General features: G+C 65.6%; 19 protein-coding genes and 1 pseudogene. 13 read left to right on the top strand and 7 right to left on the bottom strand.

Annotation, left to right across the window (positions count from 1 at the left end; genetic code table 11):
- Positions 1-93: 93 nt before the first annotated feature.
- Complete coding sequence (locus tag AC1RUR_RS35445; protein WP_492852820.1) at positions 94-234, bottom strand: YjiS-like domain-containing protein; 141 nt, start codon at positions 232-234, stop codon at positions 94-96.
- 80 nt (positions 235-314) lie between these two features.
- Entirely contained in the window at positions 315-749 is a 435-nt protein-coding gene (locus AC1RUR_RS35440; RefSeq protein WP_492852771.1) for a nuclear transport factor 2 family protein, read from the bottom strand.
- A 91-nt stretch (positions 750-840) separates the two neighbouring features.
- Between AC1RUR_RS35440 and AC1RUR_RS35435 the strand changes: the two genes are divergently transcribed.
- Complete coding sequence (locus AC1RUR_RS35435; protein WP_492852819.1) at positions 841-1,755, top strand: LysR family transcriptional regulator; 915 nt, start codon at positions 841-843, stop codon at positions 1,753-1,755.
- A gap of 189 nt (positions 1,756-1,944) precedes the next feature.
- Here AC1RUR_RS35435 and AC1RUR_RS35430 read toward each other — a convergent pair whose 3' ends face one another.
- Positions 1,945-2,565, bottom strand: a complete 621-nt coding sequence (locus AC1RUR_RS35430) for a glutathione S-transferase family protein (RefSeq protein ID WP_492852769.1) — start codon at positions 2,563-2,565, stop codon at positions 1,945-1,947.
- Between the two features lie 127 nt (positions 2,566-2,692).
- Between AC1RUR_RS35430 and AC1RUR_RS35425 the strand changes: the two genes are divergently transcribed.
- Positions 2,693-3,970, top strand: a complete 1,278-nt coding sequence (locus AC1RUR_RS35425; protein WP_492852767.1) for a flavin-dependent oxidoreductase — start codon at positions 2,693-2,695, stop codon at positions 3,968-3,970.
- Between the two features lie 208 nt (positions 3,971-4,178).
- On the opposite strand, the gene AC1RUR_RS35420 is transcribed toward AC1RUR_RS35425, so the two are convergent.
- Positions 4,179-4,601, bottom strand: a complete 423-nt coding sequence (locus tag AC1RUR_RS35420; RefSeq protein ID WP_492852765.1) for a PaaI family thioesterase — start codon at positions 4,599-4,601, stop codon at positions 4,179-4,181.
- 69 nt (positions 4,602-4,670) lie between these two features.
- Positions 4,671-5,771: an A/G-specific adenine glycosylase gene (gene mutY, locus AC1RUR_RS35415; protein WP_492852763.1), complete on the bottom strand. Its 1,101-nt coding sequence runs from the start codon at positions 5,769-5,771 to the stop codon at positions 4,671-4,673.
- Between the two features lie 83 nt (positions 5,772-5,854).
- Here mutY and AC1RUR_RS35410 point away from each other — a divergent pair.
- The 11 genes and pseudogenes from AC1RUR_RS35410 to AC1RUR_RS35360 all read left to right on the top strand — a co-directional run bounded on the left by AC1RUR_RS35410 (position 5,855) and on the right by AC1RUR_RS35360 (position 16,471).
- Positions 5,855-6,131, top strand: a pseudogene (locus AC1RUR_RS35410) (type II toxin-antitoxin system RelE/ParE family toxin).
- Positions 6,103-6,426, top strand: coding sequence for a HigA family addiction module antitoxin (locus tag AC1RUR_RS35405; protein WP_492852761.1), 324 nt, complete (start codon positions 6,103-6,105; stop codon positions 6,424-6,426). The pseudogene AC1RUR_RS35410 and the gene AC1RUR_RS35405 overlap by 29 nt, the downstream one beginning before the upstream one ends.
- A gap of 12 nt (positions 6,427-6,438) precedes the next feature.
- Complete coding sequence (locus AC1RUR_RS35400; RefSeq protein WP_492852759.1) at positions 6,439-6,936, top strand: DUF721 domain-containing protein; 498 nt, start codon at positions 6,439-6,441, stop codon at positions 6,934-6,936.
- Positions 6,937-7,075: 139 nt separating this feature from the next.
- The gene (locus AC1RUR_RS35395; RefSeq protein WP_492852757.1) at positions 7,076-7,747 is read left to right on the top strand and encodes a DsbA family protein; all 672 of its coding nucleotides are present in this window, start codon (positions 7,076-7,078) and stop codon (positions 7,745-7,747) included.
- A 217-nt stretch (positions 7,748-7,964) separates the two neighbouring features.
- Positions 7,965-11,429: a chromosome segregation protein SMC gene (gene smc, locus AC1RUR_RS35390; protein WP_492852755.1), complete on the top strand. Its 3,465-nt coding sequence runs from the start codon at positions 7,965-7,967 to the stop codon at positions 11,427-11,429.
- A 32-nt stretch (positions 11,430-11,461) separates the two neighbouring features.
- A complete protein-coding gene (locus AC1RUR_RS35385) occupies positions 11,462-12,439 on the top strand; it encodes a small ribosomal subunit Rsm22 family protein (protein ID WP_492852753.1) in 978 nt (325 codons plus the stop codon).
- Positions 12,440-12,577: 138 nt separating this feature from the next.
- Positions 12,578-13,138 carry a LemA family protein gene (locus AC1RUR_RS35380; protein WP_145667834.1) on the top strand — a complete coding sequence of 187 codons (561 nt, stop codon included), beginning with the start codon at positions 12,578-12,580 and terminating at the stop codon, positions 13,136-13,138.
- A gap of 32 nt (positions 13,139-13,170) precedes the next feature.
- Complete coding sequence (locus AC1RUR_RS35375) at positions 13,171-14,388, top strand: M48 family metallopeptidase (protein ID WP_492852751.1); 1,218 nt, start codon at positions 13,171-13,173, stop codon at positions 14,386-14,388.
- A gap of 184 nt (positions 14,389-14,572) precedes the next feature.
- Entirely contained in the window at positions 14,573-15,325 is a 753-nt protein-coding gene (locus AC1RUR_RS35370) for a P-loop NTPase family protein (protein WP_492852749.1), read from the top strand.
- A 62-nt stretch (positions 15,326-15,387) separates the two neighbouring features.
- A complete protein-coding gene (locus tag AC1RUR_RS35365) occupies positions 15,388-16,056 on the top strand; it encodes a hypothetical protein (protein WP_492852747.1) in 669 nt (222 codons plus the stop codon).
- Between the two features lie 82 nt (positions 16,057-16,138).
- Positions 16,139-16,471, top strand: a complete 333-nt coding sequence (locus tag AC1RUR_RS35360) for a GIY-YIG nuclease family protein (protein WP_492852745.1) — start codon at positions 16,139-16,141, stop codon at positions 16,469-16,471.
- 3 nt (positions 16,472-16,474) lie between these two features.
- Here AC1RUR_RS35360 and AC1RUR_RS35355 read toward each other — a convergent pair whose 3' ends face one another.
- Positions 16,475-17,014, bottom strand: a complete 540-nt coding sequence (locus AC1RUR_RS35355; RefSeq protein ID WP_011085277.1) for an adenine phosphoribosyltransferase — start codon at positions 17,012-17,014, stop codon at positions 16,475-16,477.
- A 9-nt stretch (positions 17,015-17,023) separates the two neighbouring features.
- Positions 17,024-19,189, bottom strand: coding sequence for an anthranilate synthase component I (locus tag AC1RUR_RS35350; RefSeq protein WP_492852742.1), 2,166 nt, complete (start codon positions 19,187-19,189; stop codon positions 17,024-17,026).
- Between the last annotated feature and the right edge of the window lie 418 nt (positions 19,190-19,607).

The following is a 19,607-nucleotide window of genomic DNA, read 5'->3' as shown; positions in this document are numbered from 1 at the left end:
ACGCTCGTCAGGCGCTCGCCTGCGTCATTTTGCCAAGCGCGCTCTCGACCACGTTCAGCGGAGGCGAGGCAATGTGCCCGCCCCCTCCGTTCTCTATTTTCGCCGGCGAGGCTTATAAAGCTCGTACGCAATCTCCGACCGGGTGATCCCGCAGTCCTGAAGCTCCCGTTCGGTCATGGCAGCGAGATGATATCGCGCCCGGGATCGCTCCCGCCTGACACGGATGATCCTCACCAGCGTCCGCCACGCCTGCGCGACAATCGACGACTTTGACCGACGGGGTCGGTCGGTGGACGCGACATCGTTCAACCCGATCAGCTCGCGGGTGTTTGCGGAAAAGCACCCAGCGCCTTCTCGGTCAGGATCGAGTCGCAATATTCCCGGATCTCCTTGATCTTGTCGTCCTCCAGGCGAAACACCAGGCAATAGTCGTTGTCGTAGCGCACGCCCTCCGGCGTGACGTTGTCGCCCTTGGCTTCGACCACGACGATGTCGCCGTCGGCGATGAAGCGGTGGGCGACGGTGCGCGTGCGGTCGCGCAGGCGGGTGCGCACATAGCCGTGCAGATCGCCAAGGATCGCTTCCTTGCCCATGAACGTGCGCGACCAGGAATACTGGCCGGTCACGACCCATCTGGCATCGTCGGCAAGGCTTGCGGCGAACAGCGCGCGGTCGCGCACGGCCGGGTCCGGGTTGGCGGCGGCGGCGAAAATATCCTGCATCAGTTTCTTGTTGGCGCTCGCGCTCATGGCGGCATCTCCGTGTGGTGGCAACACGGAGATCATCGCCTGCCGATCAACATTCTTCAAATCGATAGAGAATATGATATCTATTCACTTCATGAATTTGAGTTCGCTTGACCTCAATCTGCTGACCGCCCTCGACGCGCTGCTGCGCGAGGCCAGCGTCAGCCGCGCCGCCTTGAGGATCGGCCTGTCGCAACCGGCCGCGAGCCACGCGCTCCAGCGCCTGCGCGACATCCTGGGCGATCCGCTGCTGGTGCGGACCGGCGCGCGCATGGAGCTGACGCCGCGGGCACAAGCCCTGCGCGCGCCGCTGGCACAGGCGCTCGACCAGGTGCGCGGGCTGTTCATACCCGACGATTTCGACGCTGCGCGCAGCGAGCGGCAATTTCGCTTGATGATGCCGGATCTCGCGGTCGAGCTGTTGATGCCGCCCCTGATGGAGAAGGTGACGCGGGCCGCGCCCAATGTCCGCATCGACGTCGTGCCGTGGCGGGGGTCCGCGATCTTCCATGCCGAGTTCGCCCGCACCATCGATCTCGTGATCTCGATCGGCAACGCCTTCAAGGGGTTTCACCGGCAATTGCTCTATACCGACAGCGACGCGCTGGCGGTGCGGCGCGGCCATCCCATGGCTGCGAAATTGAAGCGGCGCGAGACCTTCCTGGCCGCACGCCATGTCGGCGTGATCATCCGCGGGAGCAATGAGGATCTGATCGACACCTGGTTGCGGACCAAAGGCATCGAGCGGCACATTGCCCTCGTCGTGTCAGGTTATCTCGAGGCGCTGCACGTGGCCGCCCGCACCGACCTCGTCGCCTTCGTGCCGCGCCGGCTGATCGCGGCGCTGGCGAAACAGCTCGGCCTCGTCACGGTGACCCCGCCGCTCGACCCCGGGATCGACGAGCAGTTCATGTTCCATCCGACCCGCGCGCAGATGGACCCGGGCTCGATCTGGCTCAGGCGGCTGATGCTGGAGACGGGGCGGGAATTGGAGAAGAAAGCTTCGTAGGAGGCGGCTTCACCAAACTCGGTGTCGTCCCGGACAAGCGCAGCGCTGATCCGGGACCCATACCCACAGGGCCTGGTTTGGCGAAGACTCGTGGTTGTCAGCTTGCGCCACAACTTCTTCCTGTGGGTATGGGTCCCGGGTCTGCGCTGACGCTTGCCCGGGACGACAGGGGAATATGTGGCTACGCTCTCACGCCTTCTGCGCGTCCATCACCTTGCGCACGGCGGGGCGATCGGACATCCGCTTGAAATGATCGGCGATCTTCGGCGTGGCGTTGATGTCGACGCTGTCGCCTTCGAGCCAGGTCGACAGGGTGTAAAGATAAGGATCGCAGATCGTGAACTGATCGCCCATCACCCAGGGTCCCCTGAACATCTTCTGTTCGATCAGGGAGAAGCAGGCGCCCATGGTCTTCGGGACCATCGCCTTCATGTCGGCGAACGAGCTCTCCTGCGTCGCCCAGCGCGCGCCGCGCATCTTGTGCGCATGGTTGATGTGCACGGTCGAGCAGAGATAGGAATTGAACGACTGCACCTGGGCGAAATCGAAGGGATCGTCGAGCGGCGCGAGCTTCGCCTTGGGGAAGGTTTGGGCGATGTAGGCCAGCATCGCCGGCGTCTCGGTGAGGACGCCACGATCGGTCACCAGCGCCGGCACGCGGCCCTTCGGGTTGATGGCGAGATAGTCCGGGCTGGTCTGCTGGTTGTCCTTGAAGCTCAGCCGCTCGGCCGTGTAGTCGGCGCCGGCCTCTTCCAGGGTGATGTAGGTGGCGAGCGCGCAGGTGCCGGTGGCGTAGTAGAGCTTGAGCATGTCGGACCTCATGGGAAAATTGGAAACTAACGGCTGTCGTCCCTAAGGTCTATAGCACGACATTCTCTTCGCAGTTGCCCACATCCGCCCGGCTGTGCCAAGACGCCCGTAGTCGGAGGGGTTTGTCATGACGGTACTCATCGCCGGTGGCGGCATCGGCGGGCTGACGCTTGCGCTCAGCCTGCACGCAATCGGCGTTCCCGTAAAAGTGTTCGAAAGCGTCGCGGAACTGAAGCCGCTCGGCGTCGGCATCAACGTGCTGCCGCATGCGGTGCGCGAGCTGATCGAGCTCGGGTTGATGGACAAGCTCGATGCCAGCGGCGTGCGCACGCGCGAGCTCGCCTATTTCTCCAAGCACGGCAAGCCGATCTGGAGCGAGCCGCGCGGGCTGGAGGCCGGCTACAAATGGCCGCAATTCTCGATCCATCGCGGCACCCTCCAGCAGCTCCTGCTCGATACCGCGATCGAACGGCTCGGCCGCGACAACATCCTGACCAGCCATCATCTGACCGGCTGGACCGAGACGGCGAACGGCGTGCGCGCCGACTTCATCGACAAGGCGACCGGCAAGGCCGCCGGCACCTATGAAGGCGCAATCCTGATCGCCGCCGACGGCATTCATTCCGCGGCGCGAGAAAAGCTCTATCCGAACGAAGGCCCGCCGATCTGGAACGGCCGCATCCTCTGGCGGGGCGTCACGCCATCGAAGGCGTTCCTCACCGGACGCACCATGATCATGGCCGGCCACGAGATCCTGAAATTCGTCTGCTATCCGATCAGCAAGGCGCCCGACGCGGCGGGCAACCATCTGATCAACTGGGTCGCCGAGCGCCACATGCCGCCGACCTATCAGTGGCGGCGCGAGGACTATAACCGCACCGCGCGGCTCGACGAATTTCTGCCCTGGTTCGAGAGCTGGCAGTTCGACTGGCTCGACGTGCCCGGCCTGATCCGGAACTGCCCGCATGCCTATGAATATCCGCTGGTCGACCGTGATCCGGTGTCACAATGGACCTTCGGCAAGGTCACGCTGATGGGCGACGCCGCGCACCCGATGTACCCGATCGGCTCGAACGGCGCCTCGCAGGCGATCCTCGACGCCCGCACCATCACACGCGAGATCCTGGCACACGGCCCGACTACGGCCGCGCTGCTCGCCTACGAGGCCGAGCGCCGGCCCGCGACCACCGACCTCGTCCTGCTCAACCGCAAGAACGGCCCCGAGCAGGTCATGCAGCTCGTCGAGGAGCGCGCGCCCGACGGCTATGAGGTCGTCACCGACGTGCTGTCGCAGAAAGAGCTGGAAGACGTCGCCGCCAACTACAAGCGCGTCGCGGGGTTCCAGGTCGAGGCGCTGAATGCCAAGCCGCCGATCGTGAGCGGGGATGCGCGGGCGAAGGTGTGAGCTGTCGCCCAAAGCGAGATGCGCATGAATGCGCCCTCGCCCCTTGTGGGAGAGGGCAGCGACGCTTGTAGATGCGGGGCTCACTTGGGTGAGGGGTGTCTCTCCGCGAGTCCAACTCGCATTTGAATTCGCTGAGACAACCCCTCATCCGGCGCTTCGCGCCACCTTCTCCCACAAGGGGAGAAGGGAAGAAGCAACCGCGGCTGGCTTATTTCCCCACCACCCGCGCCGCCTCCAACAACCGCTCGCTCGCGGTGGCCGTTGCCAGCACGGTGCCGTCCTCGGTCATCAGCTTGGCCTCGACGAAGGCAATCGTCTTGCCGAGCTGCGTCACCCTGGCTTCGCCGATGATCGGGCCGGGCCTGGCGGGGCTGAGGAAATTCACGGTCATGCTGATGGTGGTGGTGTAGAGCCGGCCCTCGCTCATCACCAGCACGGCCGGGCCCATGGTGTCGTCGAGCATGGCTGACAGCATGCCGCCCTGGATGAAGCCCGCCGGATTGCAGAACTCGGGCTTGCCCTCGAAGCCGAGCTTGATCCAGCCCTCCTCCGGACGGGCATCGAGCAGGCGCCAGCCCAGCAGTTCGGCGCAAGGCGGCCTTTGAAAATTGTCGAGCGCGGTCTTGACCATTGGGCAGCCTCTGTTGCCCCGTGTGAATAGCCCAGGGCTGCTGACAGCATAGTGTCAGCAGGACGGGTCCTAGAGATCCAATCCGTGCGCGATCACCTTGCGCATGACATTCGGCAGCGCTTCCCCGGCCAGTGTCGCGATCGGCACCCAGCGCATGCCCGCGGGCGCGCGTGTGCGCGCCTCCGCCTTCGCCGTATAGACCACCAGCTCCAGCGGAAAATGCGTGAAAACGTGGGTGACGACTCCCACCTTGCGCTGCCAGCGCGACAGCCCCTTCAAGTCCGGCGCCTGCCGTTTCGCGGTCGCGTCTTCTTGTCCGGCGAGCCAGTCCGAGCCCGGCACCTCGGTCATGCCGCCGAGCAGGCCCTTTTCAGGCCGGCTGCGCACGAGAAGTTCGTTGCCGCGTGTGATGATGAAGGCAGCGCCGCGGCGCAACGTTCCGCTCTTCTTCGGCGCCTTGCGCGGAAACGTTTCCTGGGTGCCTTGCGCACGCGCGGTGCAATCCTCGTTCAGCGGGCACAGTGAGCAGGCCGGCTTCTTCGGGGTGCAGATCGAGGCGCCCAGATCCATCAACGCCTGCGCGCTGTCACCGGCACGGGAATCGGCCAGCAGCGTCGCCGCCAGTTGCTGGATCACCGGCTTGGCCTGCGGCAATTCCTCCTCGACCGCGAACAGGCGCGACACCACCCGCTCGATATTGCCGTCGACCGGCATGGTGCGGCGATCGAACGCGATCGCGGCGATCGCCGCCGCCGTGTAGGGGCCGATGCCCGGCAGCGCGCGCAGGCCTTCTTCGGTATCGGGAAAGGTGCCACCATGGTCGCGCGTCACCGCGACGGCGCAGGCGTAGAGATTGCGCGCACGCGAATAATAGCCGAGCCCAGCCCACATCCGCAGCACGTCATCCTGCGAGGCCCGCCCCAGCGCCGTGACGTCAGGCCAGCGCGCGACGAATTTTTCGAAATAGGGCCCGACCGCCTTCACCGTGGTCTGCTGGAGCATGATCTCCGACAGCCAGACGCGATAGGGATCCGACGTCTCGCCGGGAGCCGCCCGCCATGGCAGGCGGCGGCGATGGCGGTCGTACCAGGCGAGCAGCAGTGTCGGGCGAGCCGATGAGGTGCTTGCCGCCGAGCTCCGTTCCTTCTTGAGCGCGGTCGTGGTGGGCATGTGCCTTTACTAGAGCAGGATTACGCCTGTGGCCAGCACGACCGGGTCGTTGCGCGCTATAACGCCTTGCGTTATACACAAGCATGATCCAGAGCTCCGCCAACTCCGAGACAGAGTTGATCTGGTCCGGGCGGCGAAGTCGAAAATTGCCGTCCGACATTCAGAATGTGGCCTTGCGAAAGCTGCGTCTGTTGAATCAAGCCCGGGTGCTGACTGATCTAAGGGTACCTCCGGGCAATCGGCTCGAAGCTCTCAAGGCCGACCGCCAAGGCCAGCATTCGATCCGGATCAACGATCAATGGCGTATCTGTTGACGACGGAGGACCGAGAGATGTCGAAATCGTCGACTACCACGGCTAGGAGCGGGCTCCTCCGCAATCCACATCCCGGCGAAATCCTGCTGGAGGAGTTCCTGAAGCCGATGGATCTCAGCCAGAACGCACTGGCGCGCGCCGTGCGCGTGCCGCCGCGGCGGATCAACGAGATCGTCCTGGGCAAACGCGACATCACCGCCGACACCGATCTGCGGCTGGCCCGCTATTTTGGTCTGTCGGAGGGCTTTTTCCTGGGGCTCCAGATGGACTACGATCTGATGCAGCGGCGGCGCGAGATCGACCGCGATCTGAAGGCCATCCGACCTCGCGCGGCGGCATAACGGACACTGCCCATGTCCAAGCCTCCTCCCATCTTCAAGCCCGGCCCCATCAGCGCCAAGCCGCTCGGGATCCTGCTCAACGACGTCTTTGCCGAGGCCTATGCCAAGCAGGGCTTTGCCGCGCGCGAGCTGGTGACGCGGTGGGCGCAGATCGCCGGGCCGGAGATCGCGGCCCATGCCGAGCCGCTCAAGATGCAATGGCCGCGGCCGGTGGAGGGCCAGCCGCAGGAGCCGGCGACGCTGGTACTGCGGGTCGAGGGGCCGATGGCGCTGGAAATCCAGCATTCCGCGGATGTGATCCTGGAGCGGGTCAACCGCTTCTTCGGCTGGAGTGCGGTCGGCAAGCTGGCCTTCCGCCAGGCCCCCCTGTCGCGACCCCGGGCCCGGAAGCGGCCCGGTCCGCCGGACCCCAAATCGGTGGCCAAGGAGGCGGAGAGCCTCGCCGACATCCAGGATGAAGAGTTGAAGACGGCGCTGGCGCGGCTCGGGGCCGCCATCAAGCGAAATTGAGCCTCATTTGGCCGCCAATCTGGACCCGTTCCCGCGGCCCGCCATTGCCTCAAACCACGTTTCAAGCTAGCGACAGGCCGCCCAAACGGGAACTTCGACAAGAACCTCGGGCGAGACCATGCCAATTCGGGAGCCGACCTTGATCATCACCCGCCGCGCCTTCACCACGATGCTGTCGCTGACCGGGCTTGCCGCGGTCGCCGGGTTCTCCCCCTTGCGGTTCATCTCCGAGGCCATGATCCCCGAAGCTATGGCGCAGGCCGCCGGCGACGTCGCCAAGCCGGTGTCGCTGCCCGACATGGCGCTCGGCCCGAAGGACGCCGCCGTCACCATCACCGAATATGCCTCGATGACCTGTCCGCACTGCGCGGCCTTCAACGAGCAGGTGTTCCCCAAGATCAAGTCGGAATACATCGACACCGGCAAGGTGCGTTACATCTTCCGCGAGTTCCCGCTCGACATCAAAGCCGCCGCGGGCTCGATGCTGTCGCGCTGCATCGCCAAGGACGACGCGCCGAAATACTTCGCCGTCACCGACATGCTGTTCCGCCAGCAGAGCGACTGGGTGTTGAAGAACACCACCGAGACCTTGACGCGGATCGGCAAGCAGGCCGGCCTCACCCAGCAGCAGGTCGAGGCCTGCCTGAAGGACCAGGCGCTGCTCGACAAGATCGCCGCCGACCAGAAATACGCCAGCGACATTCTCAAGGTCGATTCCACGCCGACCTTCTTCATCAATGGCGAGAAGATCAAGGGCGAGACCTCGTTCGAGGAGTTCGCCAAGAAGATCAATCCGCTCCTGAAGAGCTGATTCGCTCGTCAAGATCCTGATTCGCATCTCGAAAGCCGTATCTTTCCCGGCATAAATCCCTTGGGAAAAACGGCTTTCGCCGGTTGCCCTCGCGGCGCACCGCGGCCATTGTCCAGCCGCATGAGGCGCCTCGCGCGACTCACCCGGAGAGTGACACTGCCTTCCATGGCATTGTCCCGGCAGGGGGATTCGTGCCTGCCAACAGAGATGCGTGCTTATGAAAATCACCCGCCTGCGCCTACACGGCTTCAAGTCCTTCGTTGAGCCCACGGACTTCGTCATCGAGCCCGGGCTGACCGGCGTGGTCGGACCCAACGGCTGCGGCAAGTCGAATCTCGTCGAAGCGCTGCGCTGGGCGATGGGCGAGACCTCATACAAGTCGTTGCGCGCCGCCGACATGGACGCGGTGATCTTCGCCGGCTCCGGCAACCGTCCGGCGCGCAACCACGCCGAAGTGACGATGACGATCGACAATGCCGATCGCACCGCGCCGGCGGCGATGAACGACAGCCAGCTTCTGGAAATCTCCCGCCGCATCGAGCGCGAGGCCGGCTCGGTCTACCGCATCAACGGCCGCGACGTGCGCGCCCGCGACGTGCAGATCCTGTTCGCGGACGCCGCCACCGGCGCGCGCTCGCCGGCCCTCGTCCACCAGGGCAAGATCGGCGAGATCATTCAGGCCAAGCCCGAACAGCGGCGCCGCGTGCTGGAAGACGCTGCCGGTGTTGCAGGTCTTCATGCCCGTCGCCACGAGGCCGAGCTGCGGCTCAAGGCCGCCGAAACCAACCTTACCCGCGTCGAGGACGTGATCGGCCAGCTCGCCGGGCAAATGGAAGGCCTGAAGAAGCAGGCCCGCCAGGCCGTGCGCTATCGCGAGGTCGCGGCCAAGGTCCGCAAGGCCGAAGCCACGCTGTTCCATCTTCGCTGGGTCGGCGCCCACGCCGACGTCAACGAATCCGGCCAGACCCACGATCTCGCGGTCCGCGAGATGGCCGAGCGCACCCAGCACCAGGCCGAAGCGGCCCGCATCCAGGCGATCCGCGCCGCCGAGATGCCGGCGCTGCGCGATGCCGAAGCGCGCGCCGCGGCCGGGCTCCAGCGCCTGACCAATGCCCGCGAGCTGCTCGACCGCGAGGAAGAGCGCGCCAAGGAGCGCGTCGCCGAGCTCGAGCGCCGCCTCGCCCAGTTCGAGGGCGATATCTCGCGCGCCCAGCAGCAGACCATGGACGCCGACGTCGCGCTCCAGCGGCTCGACGCCGAAGACGCCGAGCTGAAGGAAGAGATCAAGTCGCGCGTCGAGAAGCGCTCCGGCGTCGACGAGCGCGTGGCGGAAGCCGAGGCGGTGCTGACCGAAACCGAGCAGCAATTCGCCGAGCTCACCACCGCGCTCGCCGACCTCACCGCCAAGCGCAACCAGCTCGAAGCCAACGTTCGTACCCACCGCGACAAGCTCGCCCGGCTCGACCAGGAGATCTCGAACGTCGCCGCGGAAGAGCAGAAGCTCGCTGCGGAGACCGGCGGCTTCGGCGATCTCGACGAGCTGACCGCGACGGTCGAGAACGCTGAGCAGACGCTGGCGGCCTCGGAGGCCGCGGCCCAGGCGAGCGAGGCCGCACACGTCGCCGCGCGCCAGACGCTGGAATCCTCGCGCTCGCCGCTGAACGAAGCCGACAAGCGCGTGCAGCGGCTCGAGACCGAAGCCCGCACGATCTCCAAGATCGTCAACGGCGAGACCAAGAATCTGTGGCCGCCGATCATCGACGGCATCACCGTCGACAAGGGTTTTGAAAAGGCGATCGGCGCAGCCCTCGGCGACGACCTCGATGCGCCGATCGACCCGTCGGCGCCGATGCGCTGGACCAATGTCGGCGAGACCGACGGTGATCCCGAGCTGCCCGAAGGCGTCGTGCCGCTCGCGAGCCACGTGCAGGCTCCGGCCGAGCTGGCTCGCCGCCTCGCGCAGATCGGCGTGGTGCCGCGCGAGCGCGGTGCCGAGCTGGTCTCGCAGCTCAAGACCGGCCAGCGGCTGGTCTCGCCCGAGGGCGACGTCTGGCGCTGGGACGGCTTTGTCGCAGCCGCTCACGCCCCGACCGGCGCCGCACGGCGTCTCGCCGAACGCGCCCGCCTGGTCGATATCGAGAACGAGCTGGAGCAGGCCCGCATCGACGCGCAGATCAAGCGTCAGGCGCTGGAGAATGCCGAGTCCGAGCTGCAGATGGCTGCCAGCACCGAAGGCGCCAGCCGGGAAGCCTGGCGCGCCGCGCAGCGCGAGCTCAACACCGCGCGTGAGCGCCATGCCACCGCCGAACGCGAGATCAGCCGCCACGCCGCGCGCAAGGCGACGCTGTCGGAAGCGCACAGCCGTCTCGCCGCCGACCGCGCCGAGGCCGAAGCCGCGTATGAATACGCCGAGGCCGGGATCTCCGAACTGCCATCGAGCGAGGACACCGAGACCCGTCTCGCCGCCGTCCGCAGCGACATCGAAGCCCATCGCCGCATGGCCGCGCAGGTCCGTGCCGAGGCGCAGGCGCTGGCGCGCGAGGCCGAGCTCGCCGACCGCCGCGTCCAGGCGATCCTCGCCGAGCGCACCGAGTGGCAGAACCGCAAGGAGAGCGCGGCCTCCCATATCGACACCATCCAGACCCGCATCACGGAAGTCTCGATCGAACGCAGCGATCTCGAAAACGCACCTGCCGTCTTCGCCGAGAAGCGCAGCGCGCTGATCACCGAGATCGAGTATGCGGAAAACGATCGCCGCATGGCCGCCGACGCGCTTGCCACCGCGGAGACCGCGATGGCCGAAACCGATCGCGTCGCCAAGCTGACGCTGGAGGCGCTCTCCAGCTCCCGCGAGGCCACCGCCCGCGCCGAGGAGCGCATGGAGGGCGCGCGGCGCCGGCTCGAGGACATCGAGCGCGAGATCCGCGACATGCTCGAAGTCGAGCCGCAGGCCGTCGCCGGCCTTGCCGAGATCGAGCCCGGCGCGGAACTGCCGCCGCTGCACGACATCGAGGAAGACCTCGAAAAGATGCGCCGCGACCGCGAGCGCCTCGGCGCCGTCAACCTGCGCGCCGAGGAGGAACTGCGCGAGGTCGAGACCCAGCACACCGGCCTCGTCACCGAGCGCGACGACCTGGTCGAGGCCATCAAGCGGCTGCGCCAGGGCATCCAGAGCCTCAACAAGGAAGCCCGCGAGCGGCTGCTGACCTCGTTCGAAGTCGTCAACAATCACTTCAAGCGCCTGTTCGTCGAGCTGTTCGGCGGCGGCGAAGCGGCGCTGCATCTGATCGAGAGCGACGACCCGCTGGAGGCTGGTCTGGAAATCATCGCCAAGCCGCCGGGCAAGAAGCCGCAGACGCTGTCGCTGCTCTCGGGCGGCGAGCAGGCACTGACCGCGATGGCACTGATCTTCGCGGTGTTCCTCACCAACCCCTCGCCGATCTGCGTGCTGGACGAAGTCGACGCACCGCTCGACGACCACAACGTCGAACGGTACTGCAACCTGCTGCACGAGATGACCGGCTCGACCGACACGCGCTTCATCATCATCACGCACAATCCGATCACGATGGCGCGGATGAACCGCCTGTTCGGCGTCACCATGGCCGAGCGCGGCGTCTCCCAGCTCGTCTCGGTGAGCCTGTCCGAGGCGGTGGACATTCTCGACCAGAACGTGGCGTGACGTCTCTGGTTCAGAAATGAAGGTGGGCGAAGATGATCTCGCCCACCCTCCCCGCCGAACTGAAAGCCGCCCTCGACGGTAAGCTTCAGGGCTTTTCCCGCACTGATGCCGCACAGCGCTCGCAGAAGATCTCGACCACCTATCGCGCCGGCGGCGGCTCGGGCACGATCAAATCCGAAGCCGATGCGCTCGCCTACGCGCTGGCGCGGATGCCGGCGACCTACGCGGCGGTGGCTGCGAGCCTGAATGCGCTGACCGCGATCGCGCCGGACTTCGCCCCGGAAACGCTGCTCGACGTCGGCGCAGGTCCGGGCACCGCGAGCTGGGCCGCGGCCGAGGCGTTTCCGTCGCTGCAAGATTTTACACTGCTCGATGCCAACGCGACGCTCAGCCGGCTCGCGCTTGAACTGGCCCGCGACAGCTCGCGACTTGCGGAGTGCCGCTACCTGCCGGGCGATGCCGGCGGCAACCTCGCCGAAGCCTCGCAAGCCGATCTCATCGTTGCCAGCTACATCATCGGCGAGCTCAGCGAGGGCGATCAACGTAAACTCGCCGAGGCGATGTGGACGAAAGCGAGCCACGCGCTGGTCGTGATCGAGCCCGGCACGCCCGCCGGCTACGCGCGCATCCTCGCGCTGCGCCAGCAATTGATCGCAGCAGGCGCGTACGTCGCCGCGCCCTGCCCGCACGAAAAGCCCTGCCCGCTCGCAGCGCCCGACTGGTGCCATTTCTCTCAGCGCCTGCCGCGCTCGCAAGCCCACCGCCAGATCAAGGGTGCCGACGTCCCGTTCGAGGACGAGCGCTTCATCTACGTCGTCCTGACCCGCACGCCGCCCGCCACGCGTGCCGCGCGCGTGCTGGCGCCGCCGGATCTCGGCAAGGCCGAGATCACGGCGAAGCTCTGCACGGAGGACGGCGTCGCGATCACCAAGGTCCCGCGGCGGGACAAGGCCGCGTATGCCGACGCAAGGCGTTGGCGCTGGGGCGATGCGATCATGGCCGAAAGTTAACCTCGTTCCCCCGTTTTCCCTTGAACTCGGATGGCACCCGCCCCGACCAAATCCTACCTCCCTTCCGCGCCGGGGCTCTCGCCCTGCGCCAATTTGGTCTAGGCTGCGCCCGCCTTCGTCCCCCTTCAGGAGTTCTCCATGTCGACCGGCTGGATCGTTCTCGGCGTCATCGTCGTCCTCGTGTTCCTGGCGTTCAGCGCCTACAACCGCCTGGTGGCGCTGGGCCAGCGCGTCGGCCAGGCCTTTGCCGACATCGACGTGCAGCTCAAGCAGCGCCACGACCTGGTCCCGAACCTGGTCGAGACGGTGAAGGGCTACGCCTCGCACGAGCGCGGCACGCTCGACGACGTCATCAAGGCGCGCAATTCGGCGATTTCGGCACAAGGACCTGCGCAGATGTCCGCTGCCGAGAATCAGCTGTCCGGCGCGCTCGGTCGGCTGATCGCGCTGTCGGAGGCCTATCCCGACCTCAAGGCCAACGCCAATTTCCAGCAGCTCGCATCCGAGCTCTCCGACCTCGAGAACAAGATCGCGGCGAGCCGCCGCTTCTTCAACAATGCGGTCCAGGAATACAACACCGGCATCCAGCAGATGCCCGCAGCGCTGTTCGCCGGCATGTTCGGCTTCACCAAGAAGGACTTCTTCGATCTCGGCGCGAGCCGGACCGAGGTCGAGGCGGCGCCGCAGGTGAAGTTCTGAATTGAGCCGATAGGCCGGCAGGGCATCGCGTCATGGCCGCGTATGGTCTCTACACGCACATCGCCTCGAACAAGTTCCGTTCGATGCTGCTGCTCGCCGGCCTGTTCGCGCTGGTCTATGTGCTGGTCTATGCCGGCGCGCTGATTGCCGAAGTTCTGATCGACAGCAACCGGACCGTCGCCTTCTACCTGAGCCACGCCTTCCAGGATCTGAAGGTCGCAGCCCCCGTTGCGACGGTCGTGGCGGCGGTCTGGGTCGTGATCGCCTATTTCTTCCACCAGTCGATGATCGACGCGGTGACCGGCGGCCACGACGTTAACAGGCAGGATGAGCCGCGGCTCTATAATCTGCTCGAAAACCTCTGCATCTCGCGCGGCATCACCATGCCGAAGTTGAAGATCATGGAGAGCCCGGCGCTGAACGCGTTCGCGACCGGCCTCAACCCGCGGCAATATTCGATCACGGTCACCACCGGTCTCCTCGATACGCTCAATGACAAGGAGATCGAGGCGGTGCTGGGCCACGAGCTGACCCACATCAAGAACGGCGACGTGCAGCTCATGGTCGTCGCCGTCATCATCGCCGGCGTGGTCGGCTTCTTCGGCGAATTGTTCTTCCGCCTGTTCACCAATCTGAGCTGGAATTCCGGCGGCTCGTGGTCGTCAGGCTCCTCGTCCTCGTCGCGCTCGTCCTCCTCGTCGAGCGACAGCAAGAACTCCGGCGGCGGCGCGGTGATCGTCATCATCATCGCGGTCGTGCTGATCGTGGTGGCCTGGCTGTTGTCGCAGGTGGTGAAGCTGGCGCTGTCGCGCTCGCGCGAATATCTCGCCGACGCCGGCTCGGTCGAGCTGACGAAAGACCCCGATGCCATGATCTCGGCGCTGCGCAAGATCGAGAACCGCGGCGAGCTGCCGGGCGCGACTTCGGCGGTGATGGAGCTCTGCGTCGACAATCCGCGCGAGGGCTTTGCCGATCTGTTCGCGACCCACCCGTCGGTGCAGTCCCGGGTCGATGCGCTGGTCAAATTCGCCGGCGGCCATGATCCAGGTCCACTGCCGGACCCGACGGACGAAACGGATCAGCCCGATGCGCCGGCCGACCCGCAGGACGCCCCGCCGCCGCTGTCGCAGGGACCATGGAGCGATGCAGGCAGCCCGTCCAATCCGCCGCCCGTGCCCGCGCCCAGCCCCTCCGGAACCCCGGCCGGCAATCCCATGGGTAATCCCATCGGTCCCTGGGGCCGCCATTAAGCGCGTCCCGCGGCCAGTTTCACGGCAATCTGGAAAAACCTCGGGAATTGCCGCAACCAGGTCCTGCGGAATTGAATTCTCCCTTGTTTCTGCCATGTTCGCGCCCAACAGCAGACTCGGGACATCGATTTGGGGCCCGGCCGATTGCGACCTCGCGATCGGGGGCGCGCGTTAGGGGACAGCAATGGCAAAGCCGGCAGTGGTTGTGGTGGGCGCGGACAAGGGCGGGGTCGGCAAGACCACGGTGTCGCGCACCTTGCTCGATTATTTTTCCGCCAACAACGTGCCGACCCGCGCCTTCGACACGGAATCTCCGCGCGGAACGCTGAAGCGCTTCCATCCCGACATCACCGAAATCGTCGACATGACGACGACGGCCGATCAGATGAAGATCTTCGATACGCTCAATGCAACCAGCCCGTCGGTCACCGTGATCGACGTCCGCGCCGGCCTGCTCTCGCCGGCGCTGGCCTCGCTGCGCGACATCGGTTTCCTCGACGCCGCCAAGGCCGGGCAGATCACCTTCGCGGTGTTCCACATCCTGGGCCCCTCGATCGCCTCGCTGGACGAAATCGCCGAGACCGCGAATTTCATGACCGGCGCGAAATATTTCCTGGTGAAGAACTTCATCAACGACACCCAGTTCTTCCAGTGGGACCAGGCGACCTACAATTCCTACTTCCACCGCATCAAGGACGCGACCGAGCTGACCATCCCCAAGCTCAACGAAATGGCCTATGAGCAGGTCGAGGTGTCCTCCGTCCCGTTCCTGAAATTCGTCGCCAACAAGGGCATGAACGACGAGGCCGCCAACTACTCCTTCGTGCTGCGCGGCTATGTCCGGCACTGGCTGGCCAATGTCTGGAGCGAGTTCGACCGCATCCGCCTGACCGACATCGTCGGTTCGAAGCCCGGCGCCCGCAGCAGCGAAAAATAGTTGCGGAGCCCGGGCTGATACGGCTGGATTGGGCGGTGAGTTCGCTCAGATAATAGTTCGTGATGCCCGCGACACCCCTCTACATCATCTGCTCGCCCCGCCCGCAGGTCGGCAAGACGCTGCTGGCGCGGCTATTGAGCGAGTTCCTGCTGCTCAAGAACGGCAACGTGGCGGCCTTCGACGTCAATCTGAAGGAGCCGTCACTGCTGGACTATCTGCCGAAGGTCACGGAAACCGCTGATGTGATCGACACCTACGGCAAGATGCAGCTGATGGACCGCGTCATCGTCGATGACGGACTTGCCAAGGTGATCGACCTCGGCTTCCACGCCTTCGACGAGTTCTTCAAGATGGCCGACGAGATTGGCCTCCTGAAGGAGGCGGCCCGCCGCCATGTCGCGCCACAAATCCTGTTCGTCGCCGACACCGACCGCGTCTCGGCCCGCGCCCACGAGATGCTGCGCGAGCAGATCCCGCGGATGAGCCTGATTACCGTGGACAATGAGCACATCGTGCGCGGCGAATTGCCGGCCGCAATGAGCACCGGACGGGTGTTCCGCCTGCCGGCACTGCCGGGCTTCCTGAAGACCTATATCGACCGGCTGAACTTCTCCTTCACCGGCTACCTCCGCCAGGAGAAGGACGCCTCGACCGAGCTGCACCAGTGGACCCGGCGGAATTACCTGGCGTTCCGGGAGCTTGAGCTCAGCCTGATCCTGCAACGGTCATAAGGCAAATATTTTACCCGGATAATATTGACTGTGAGCCGGACCGCACTTATTGAGGGCGCGCCCCTCAACAAGGTTCTATCCCGTGAGCATCGACCGGAAAGCAGCCATCGCCGCCTACAAGGAACGGAAGACCGTCGCAGGCATCTTCGTCGTTCGCTGCGCGGCATCGGGCGAGGCTTGGGTCGGCCAGGCGCCGAACCTGGAGACAATCCAGAACCGCATCTGGTTCTCGCTGCGCCAGGGCAGCCACACCTGCCGCAGCCTCCAGGCTGCGTGGAACTCGCATGGCGAGGCGGGTCTGACGTTTGGCGAATGCGAGCGTCTGGAGGACGAGGAGAGCAGCTATGTCAGGAACGCGCTCCTGAAGGAGCGCATGCTGCATTGGCTGGCGGAGCTGAGGGCCGAGGCGATCTGACCCTCAGTGCCCCTCGAACGTCATCAGCGTGCGCACCGGCACGTCCATGGCGCGCAGCTTGGCGGCGCCGCCGAGCTCGGGCAGGTCGATGATGAAGCAGGCCGCGACCACGTTGGCGCCGATCTGGCGCAGCAGCTTCACCGCGCCCTCCGCGGTGCCGCCGGTGGCGATGAGGTCATCGACCAGGATGACGCGCTCGCCGGGCTGGATGGCGTCGACATGCATCTCCATCTCGTCGATGCCGTATTCAAGAGAGTAAGCGATGCGCACGGTGGTGTGCGGCAGCTTGCCTTTCTTGCGGATCGGCACGAAGCCGGCCGAGAGCTGGTGCGCCACCGCCCCGCCGATGATGAAGCCGCGCGCCTCCATGCCCGCGACCTTGTCGATCTTGTTGCCCGCCCAGGGATTGACGAGTTCGTCCACCGCGCGGCGGAACGCGCGTGCATCCGCGAGCAAGGTCGTGATGTCGCGGAACATGATCCCCGGCTTGGGATAGTCGGGGATGGTGCGAACGCTCGCCTTCAAGTCGTGGTCAAATGTCATTGGTGCCTCTCAATCGACGCCCGCATTCAGCCGGAATGCGTTCTCGACAATTCGTAAACCCACCTCGCCGCCGAGCGACATCAGCGATTCCGGATGGAATTGCACGCCGGCAACCGGCAGCGTCTTGTGCTCCATCGCCATGGCAACGCCGTCCTCGGTGCTGGCGGTGACGGACAAAACCTCGGGCATGCTGTCGCGCTCGACAAAAAGCGAATGATAGCGGCCGATGACGATCTCGTTTGGCAGATTGCGCATCAGCCGCCCGCCGCGCACCTGCACCCGCGAAGGCCGGCCGTGGGCGGGATGGGTGAGCTGGCCGAGCTCGCCGCCAAAATATTCGCCGATCGCCTGCACGCCGAGACAGACACCGAACACCGGCAGCTCGTTCTCCAGCGCCGCGGCGATCGTCTTCTTGATCCCGAAATCCTCAGGCCGGCCCGGGCCGGGCGACAGCACCAGCAAATCCCACCTCTTCTGCTTGAGCATGTCGAGCGCATGCACATAGCGGACCACGGTGACGTCGGCCCCGACCTGGCGGAAATAGTCCGCCAGCATGTGCACGAAGCTGTCGTCATGGTCGATCAGCAGCACCCGCTTGCCCGAGCCGGTCGCATCGGGCGCGAAGGTCGACAACGGTTTTGGCGGATCGCCGCGCAGCGCCTGGAACAATGCGGCGGCCTTGACCTGGCACTCGCGGTCTTCGGCGGCCGGATCGGAATCGAACAGGCAGGTGGCGCCGACGCGCACTTCGGCGAGGCCGTCCTTCATGCGGATCGTACGGATGGTGAGGCCGGTGTTGATGCTGCCGTCGAAATTCACCGCGCCGATCGCCCCGGCATACCAGCGCCGCGGCGAACGCTCGTGATCCTCGACGAACTGCATCGCCCAGAGCTTTGGCGCGCCGGTGACGGTGACAGCCCAGGCGTGGGTGAGGAAGGCGTCGAGCGCGTCGAAGCCGGGGCGCAGCATGCCCTCGACATGGTCGACGGTATGGAAGAGCTTCGAATAGGTCTCGATCTGCCGGCGCGCCAGCACCTTGATGGTGCCGGGGACGCAGACGCGCGCCTTGTCGTTGCGATCGACGTCGGTGCACATGTTGAGCTCGAACTCGTCCTTCTCCGAGTTCAGGAGCTGGCGGATCTGCTCGGCATCGCCGATCGCATCGGATCCACGCGCGATCGTGCCCGAGATCGGGCAGGTCTCGACGCGGCGCCCGTCCGAGCGCACGAACATCTCGGGCGAGGCGGAGACGAGAAACTCGCCCTCGCCGAGATTCATCAGCGCGCCGTAAGGTGACGGGTTGATGACGCAGAGCCGCTGGAAGACTTCGGCCGGCGAGCGGTCGCAGGGCTCGGCGAACAGCTGGCCGGGCACCGCCTCGAACAGATCGCCGCGGGCGAAGGCCGCGCGCGCGGTCTCGACGGTGGCCTGATATTCGCCGGGCGCGTGATCGGCAAAGCCCTGGCGCGGCGTCTTCAGGTACGGGCTGTCGGCGGTCTCGCGCGGCAGGCCTTCCGTCGATTTGCCCTTCCACGTGAAGTCATAGGAGAGCACCACGCCGCGGCCGGTGGCGCGGTCATAGGCCAGCAGGCGATCGGGAACGTAGAGCACGATGTCGCGCTGGTCGGCCTCGCGCGGACGCTTCTGCACGAGGTCCTCGATCTGGAACACGAGATCGTAGGCGAAGGCGCCGAACAGGCCGAGCAGCCCGTCGTCATTGGCCGAGAAGGCGGCGACGAGGTCGCGCACCAGCGACATCACGCTGGCACGCCGCGTGCGCTGGTCTTCCTCGATCGGCGCATCGCCGCGAAGGATGTGGCCGGCAAGGCGCGATGGCGTCTTCTCGGAGATGACCACGCAGGGCTCACGCAGAACGTCAGCGAGGAATGCGATCAGCACCAGGCCGCGTTCGTTCAACGCTTCCAGCTTGAAATTGACGCCAACGGTCTCGAGCTTGAGCGGCGGATCGGAGAAACCGAGGTCGAAACTCTCGTAGCGGCCGGGCACGGTCGTGCCCGAGGACAGCACCACGCCGCGGCGACGGTCGAGCAGGCTGACGAGATCGTCGAGCCGGTTGGCGCCGCCGGTAAACTGCTCCGCCACGCGCGTGATCGCGAGACCCGCGCGGGTCACATAATCGCTTCTGGCCGGGAGGGCAAAGACTGTCCTGTTCATGTCGTCCTCTTACGAAACTTGCCGAGGGAACGCCACACAGGACAAACGATCAGGCCGCCGCACTGCGTTGGCGACCTTCGACGATTTATGGAAAAGAAATCGCACCGGCCACCTCTTAGGAGGTGCGCCACCAAAGACGGGCTGGGCGGACGGCGATGCTCATGGGCGGATACTCACCATGGCGCGGGGACGGCGTCAAGGGTGGCCCCACCAACGGTAGCCGTGAGGGGAAGGCGCCAATCTCCGCCGTCGTCCCGGCGAAGGCCGGGACCCATAGCCACAAAATTGAGTTTGGCGAAGACTCGGAGTGGCAGCTCGTCCCAACCACAAAATCGTGTGGTTGGGTCCCGGCCTTCGCCCTAGGGCATGCACATATCTGGTGCGACGGATTGACTCGGGTCGAGGGTAAGGGGTTCCA

The sequence above is a fragment of the Bradyrhizobium sp. GW821-FHT12B03 genome (assembly GCF_058807535.1).
This window is presented reverse-complemented; position numbering and strand designations above follow the sequence as displayed.

Excerpts from the sequence above, each read along its gene's own strand:
- AC1RUR_RS35350 (WP_492852742.1), bottom strand. The coding sequence starts at position 19,189 with ATGAACAGGACAGTCTTTGCCCTCCCGGCCAGAAGCGATTATGTGACC.
- smc (WP_492852755.1), top strand. The coding sequence starts at position 7,965 with ATGAAAATCACCCGCCTGCGCCTACACGGCTTCAAGTCCTTCGTTGAG.
- AC1RUR_RS35385 (WP_492852753.1), top strand. The coding sequence starts at position 11,462 with ATGATCTCGCCCACCCTCCCCGCCGAACTGAAAGCCGCCCTCGACGGT.
- AC1RUR_RS35430 (WP_492852769.1), bottom strand. The coding sequence starts at position 2,565 with ATGCTCAAGCTCTACTACGCCACCGGCACCTGCGCGCTCGCCACCTAC.
- AC1RUR_RS35355 (WP_011085277.1), bottom strand. The coding sequence starts at position 17,014 with ATGACATTTGACCACGACTTGAAGGCGAGCGTTCGCACCATCCCCGAC.
- AC1RUR_RS35405 (WP_492852761.1), top strand. The coding sequence starts at position 6,103 with ATGTCGAAATCGTCGACTACCACGGCTAGGAGCGGGCTCCTCCGCAAT.
- AC1RUR_RS35365 (WP_492852747.1), top strand. The coding sequence starts at position 15,388 with ATGCCCGCGACACCCCTCTACATCATCTGCTCGCCCCGCCCGCAGGTC.
- AC1RUR_RS35420 (WP_492852765.1), bottom strand. The coding sequence starts at position 4,601 with ATGGTCAAGACCGCGCTCGACAATTTTCAAAGGCCGCCTTGCGCCGAA.
- AC1RUR_RS35375 (WP_492852751.1), top strand. The coding sequence starts at position 13,171 with ATGGCCGCGTATGGTCTCTACACGCACATCGCCTCGAACAAGTTCCGT.
- AC1RUR_RS35380 (WP_145667834.1), top strand. The coding sequence starts at position 12,578 with ATGTCGACCGGCTGGATCGTTCTCGGCGTCATCGTCGTCCTCGTGTTC.
- AC1RUR_RS35425 (WP_492852767.1), top strand. The coding sequence starts at position 2,693 with ATGACGGTACTCATCGCCGGTGGCGGCATCGGCGGGCTGACGCTTGCG.
- mutY (WP_492852763.1), bottom strand. The coding sequence starts at position 5,771 with ATGCCCACCACGACCGCGCTCAAGAAGGAACGGAGCTCGGCGGCAAGC.
- AC1RUR_RS35370 (WP_492852749.1), top strand. The coding sequence starts at position 14,573 with ATGGCAAAGCCGGCAGTGGTTGTGGTGGGCGCGGACAAGGGCGGGGTC.
- AC1RUR_RS35400 (WP_492852759.1), top strand. The coding sequence starts at position 6,439 with ATGTCCAAGCCTCCTCCCATCTTCAAGCCCGGCCCCATCAGCGCCAAG.
- AC1RUR_RS35440 (WP_492852771.1), bottom strand. The coding sequence starts at position 749 with ATGAGCGCGAGCGCCAACAAGAAACTGATGCAGGATATTTTCGCCGCC.
- AC1RUR_RS35435 (WP_492852819.1), top strand. The coding sequence starts at position 841 with ATGAATTTGAGTTCGCTTGACCTCAATCTGCTGACCGCCCTCGACGCG.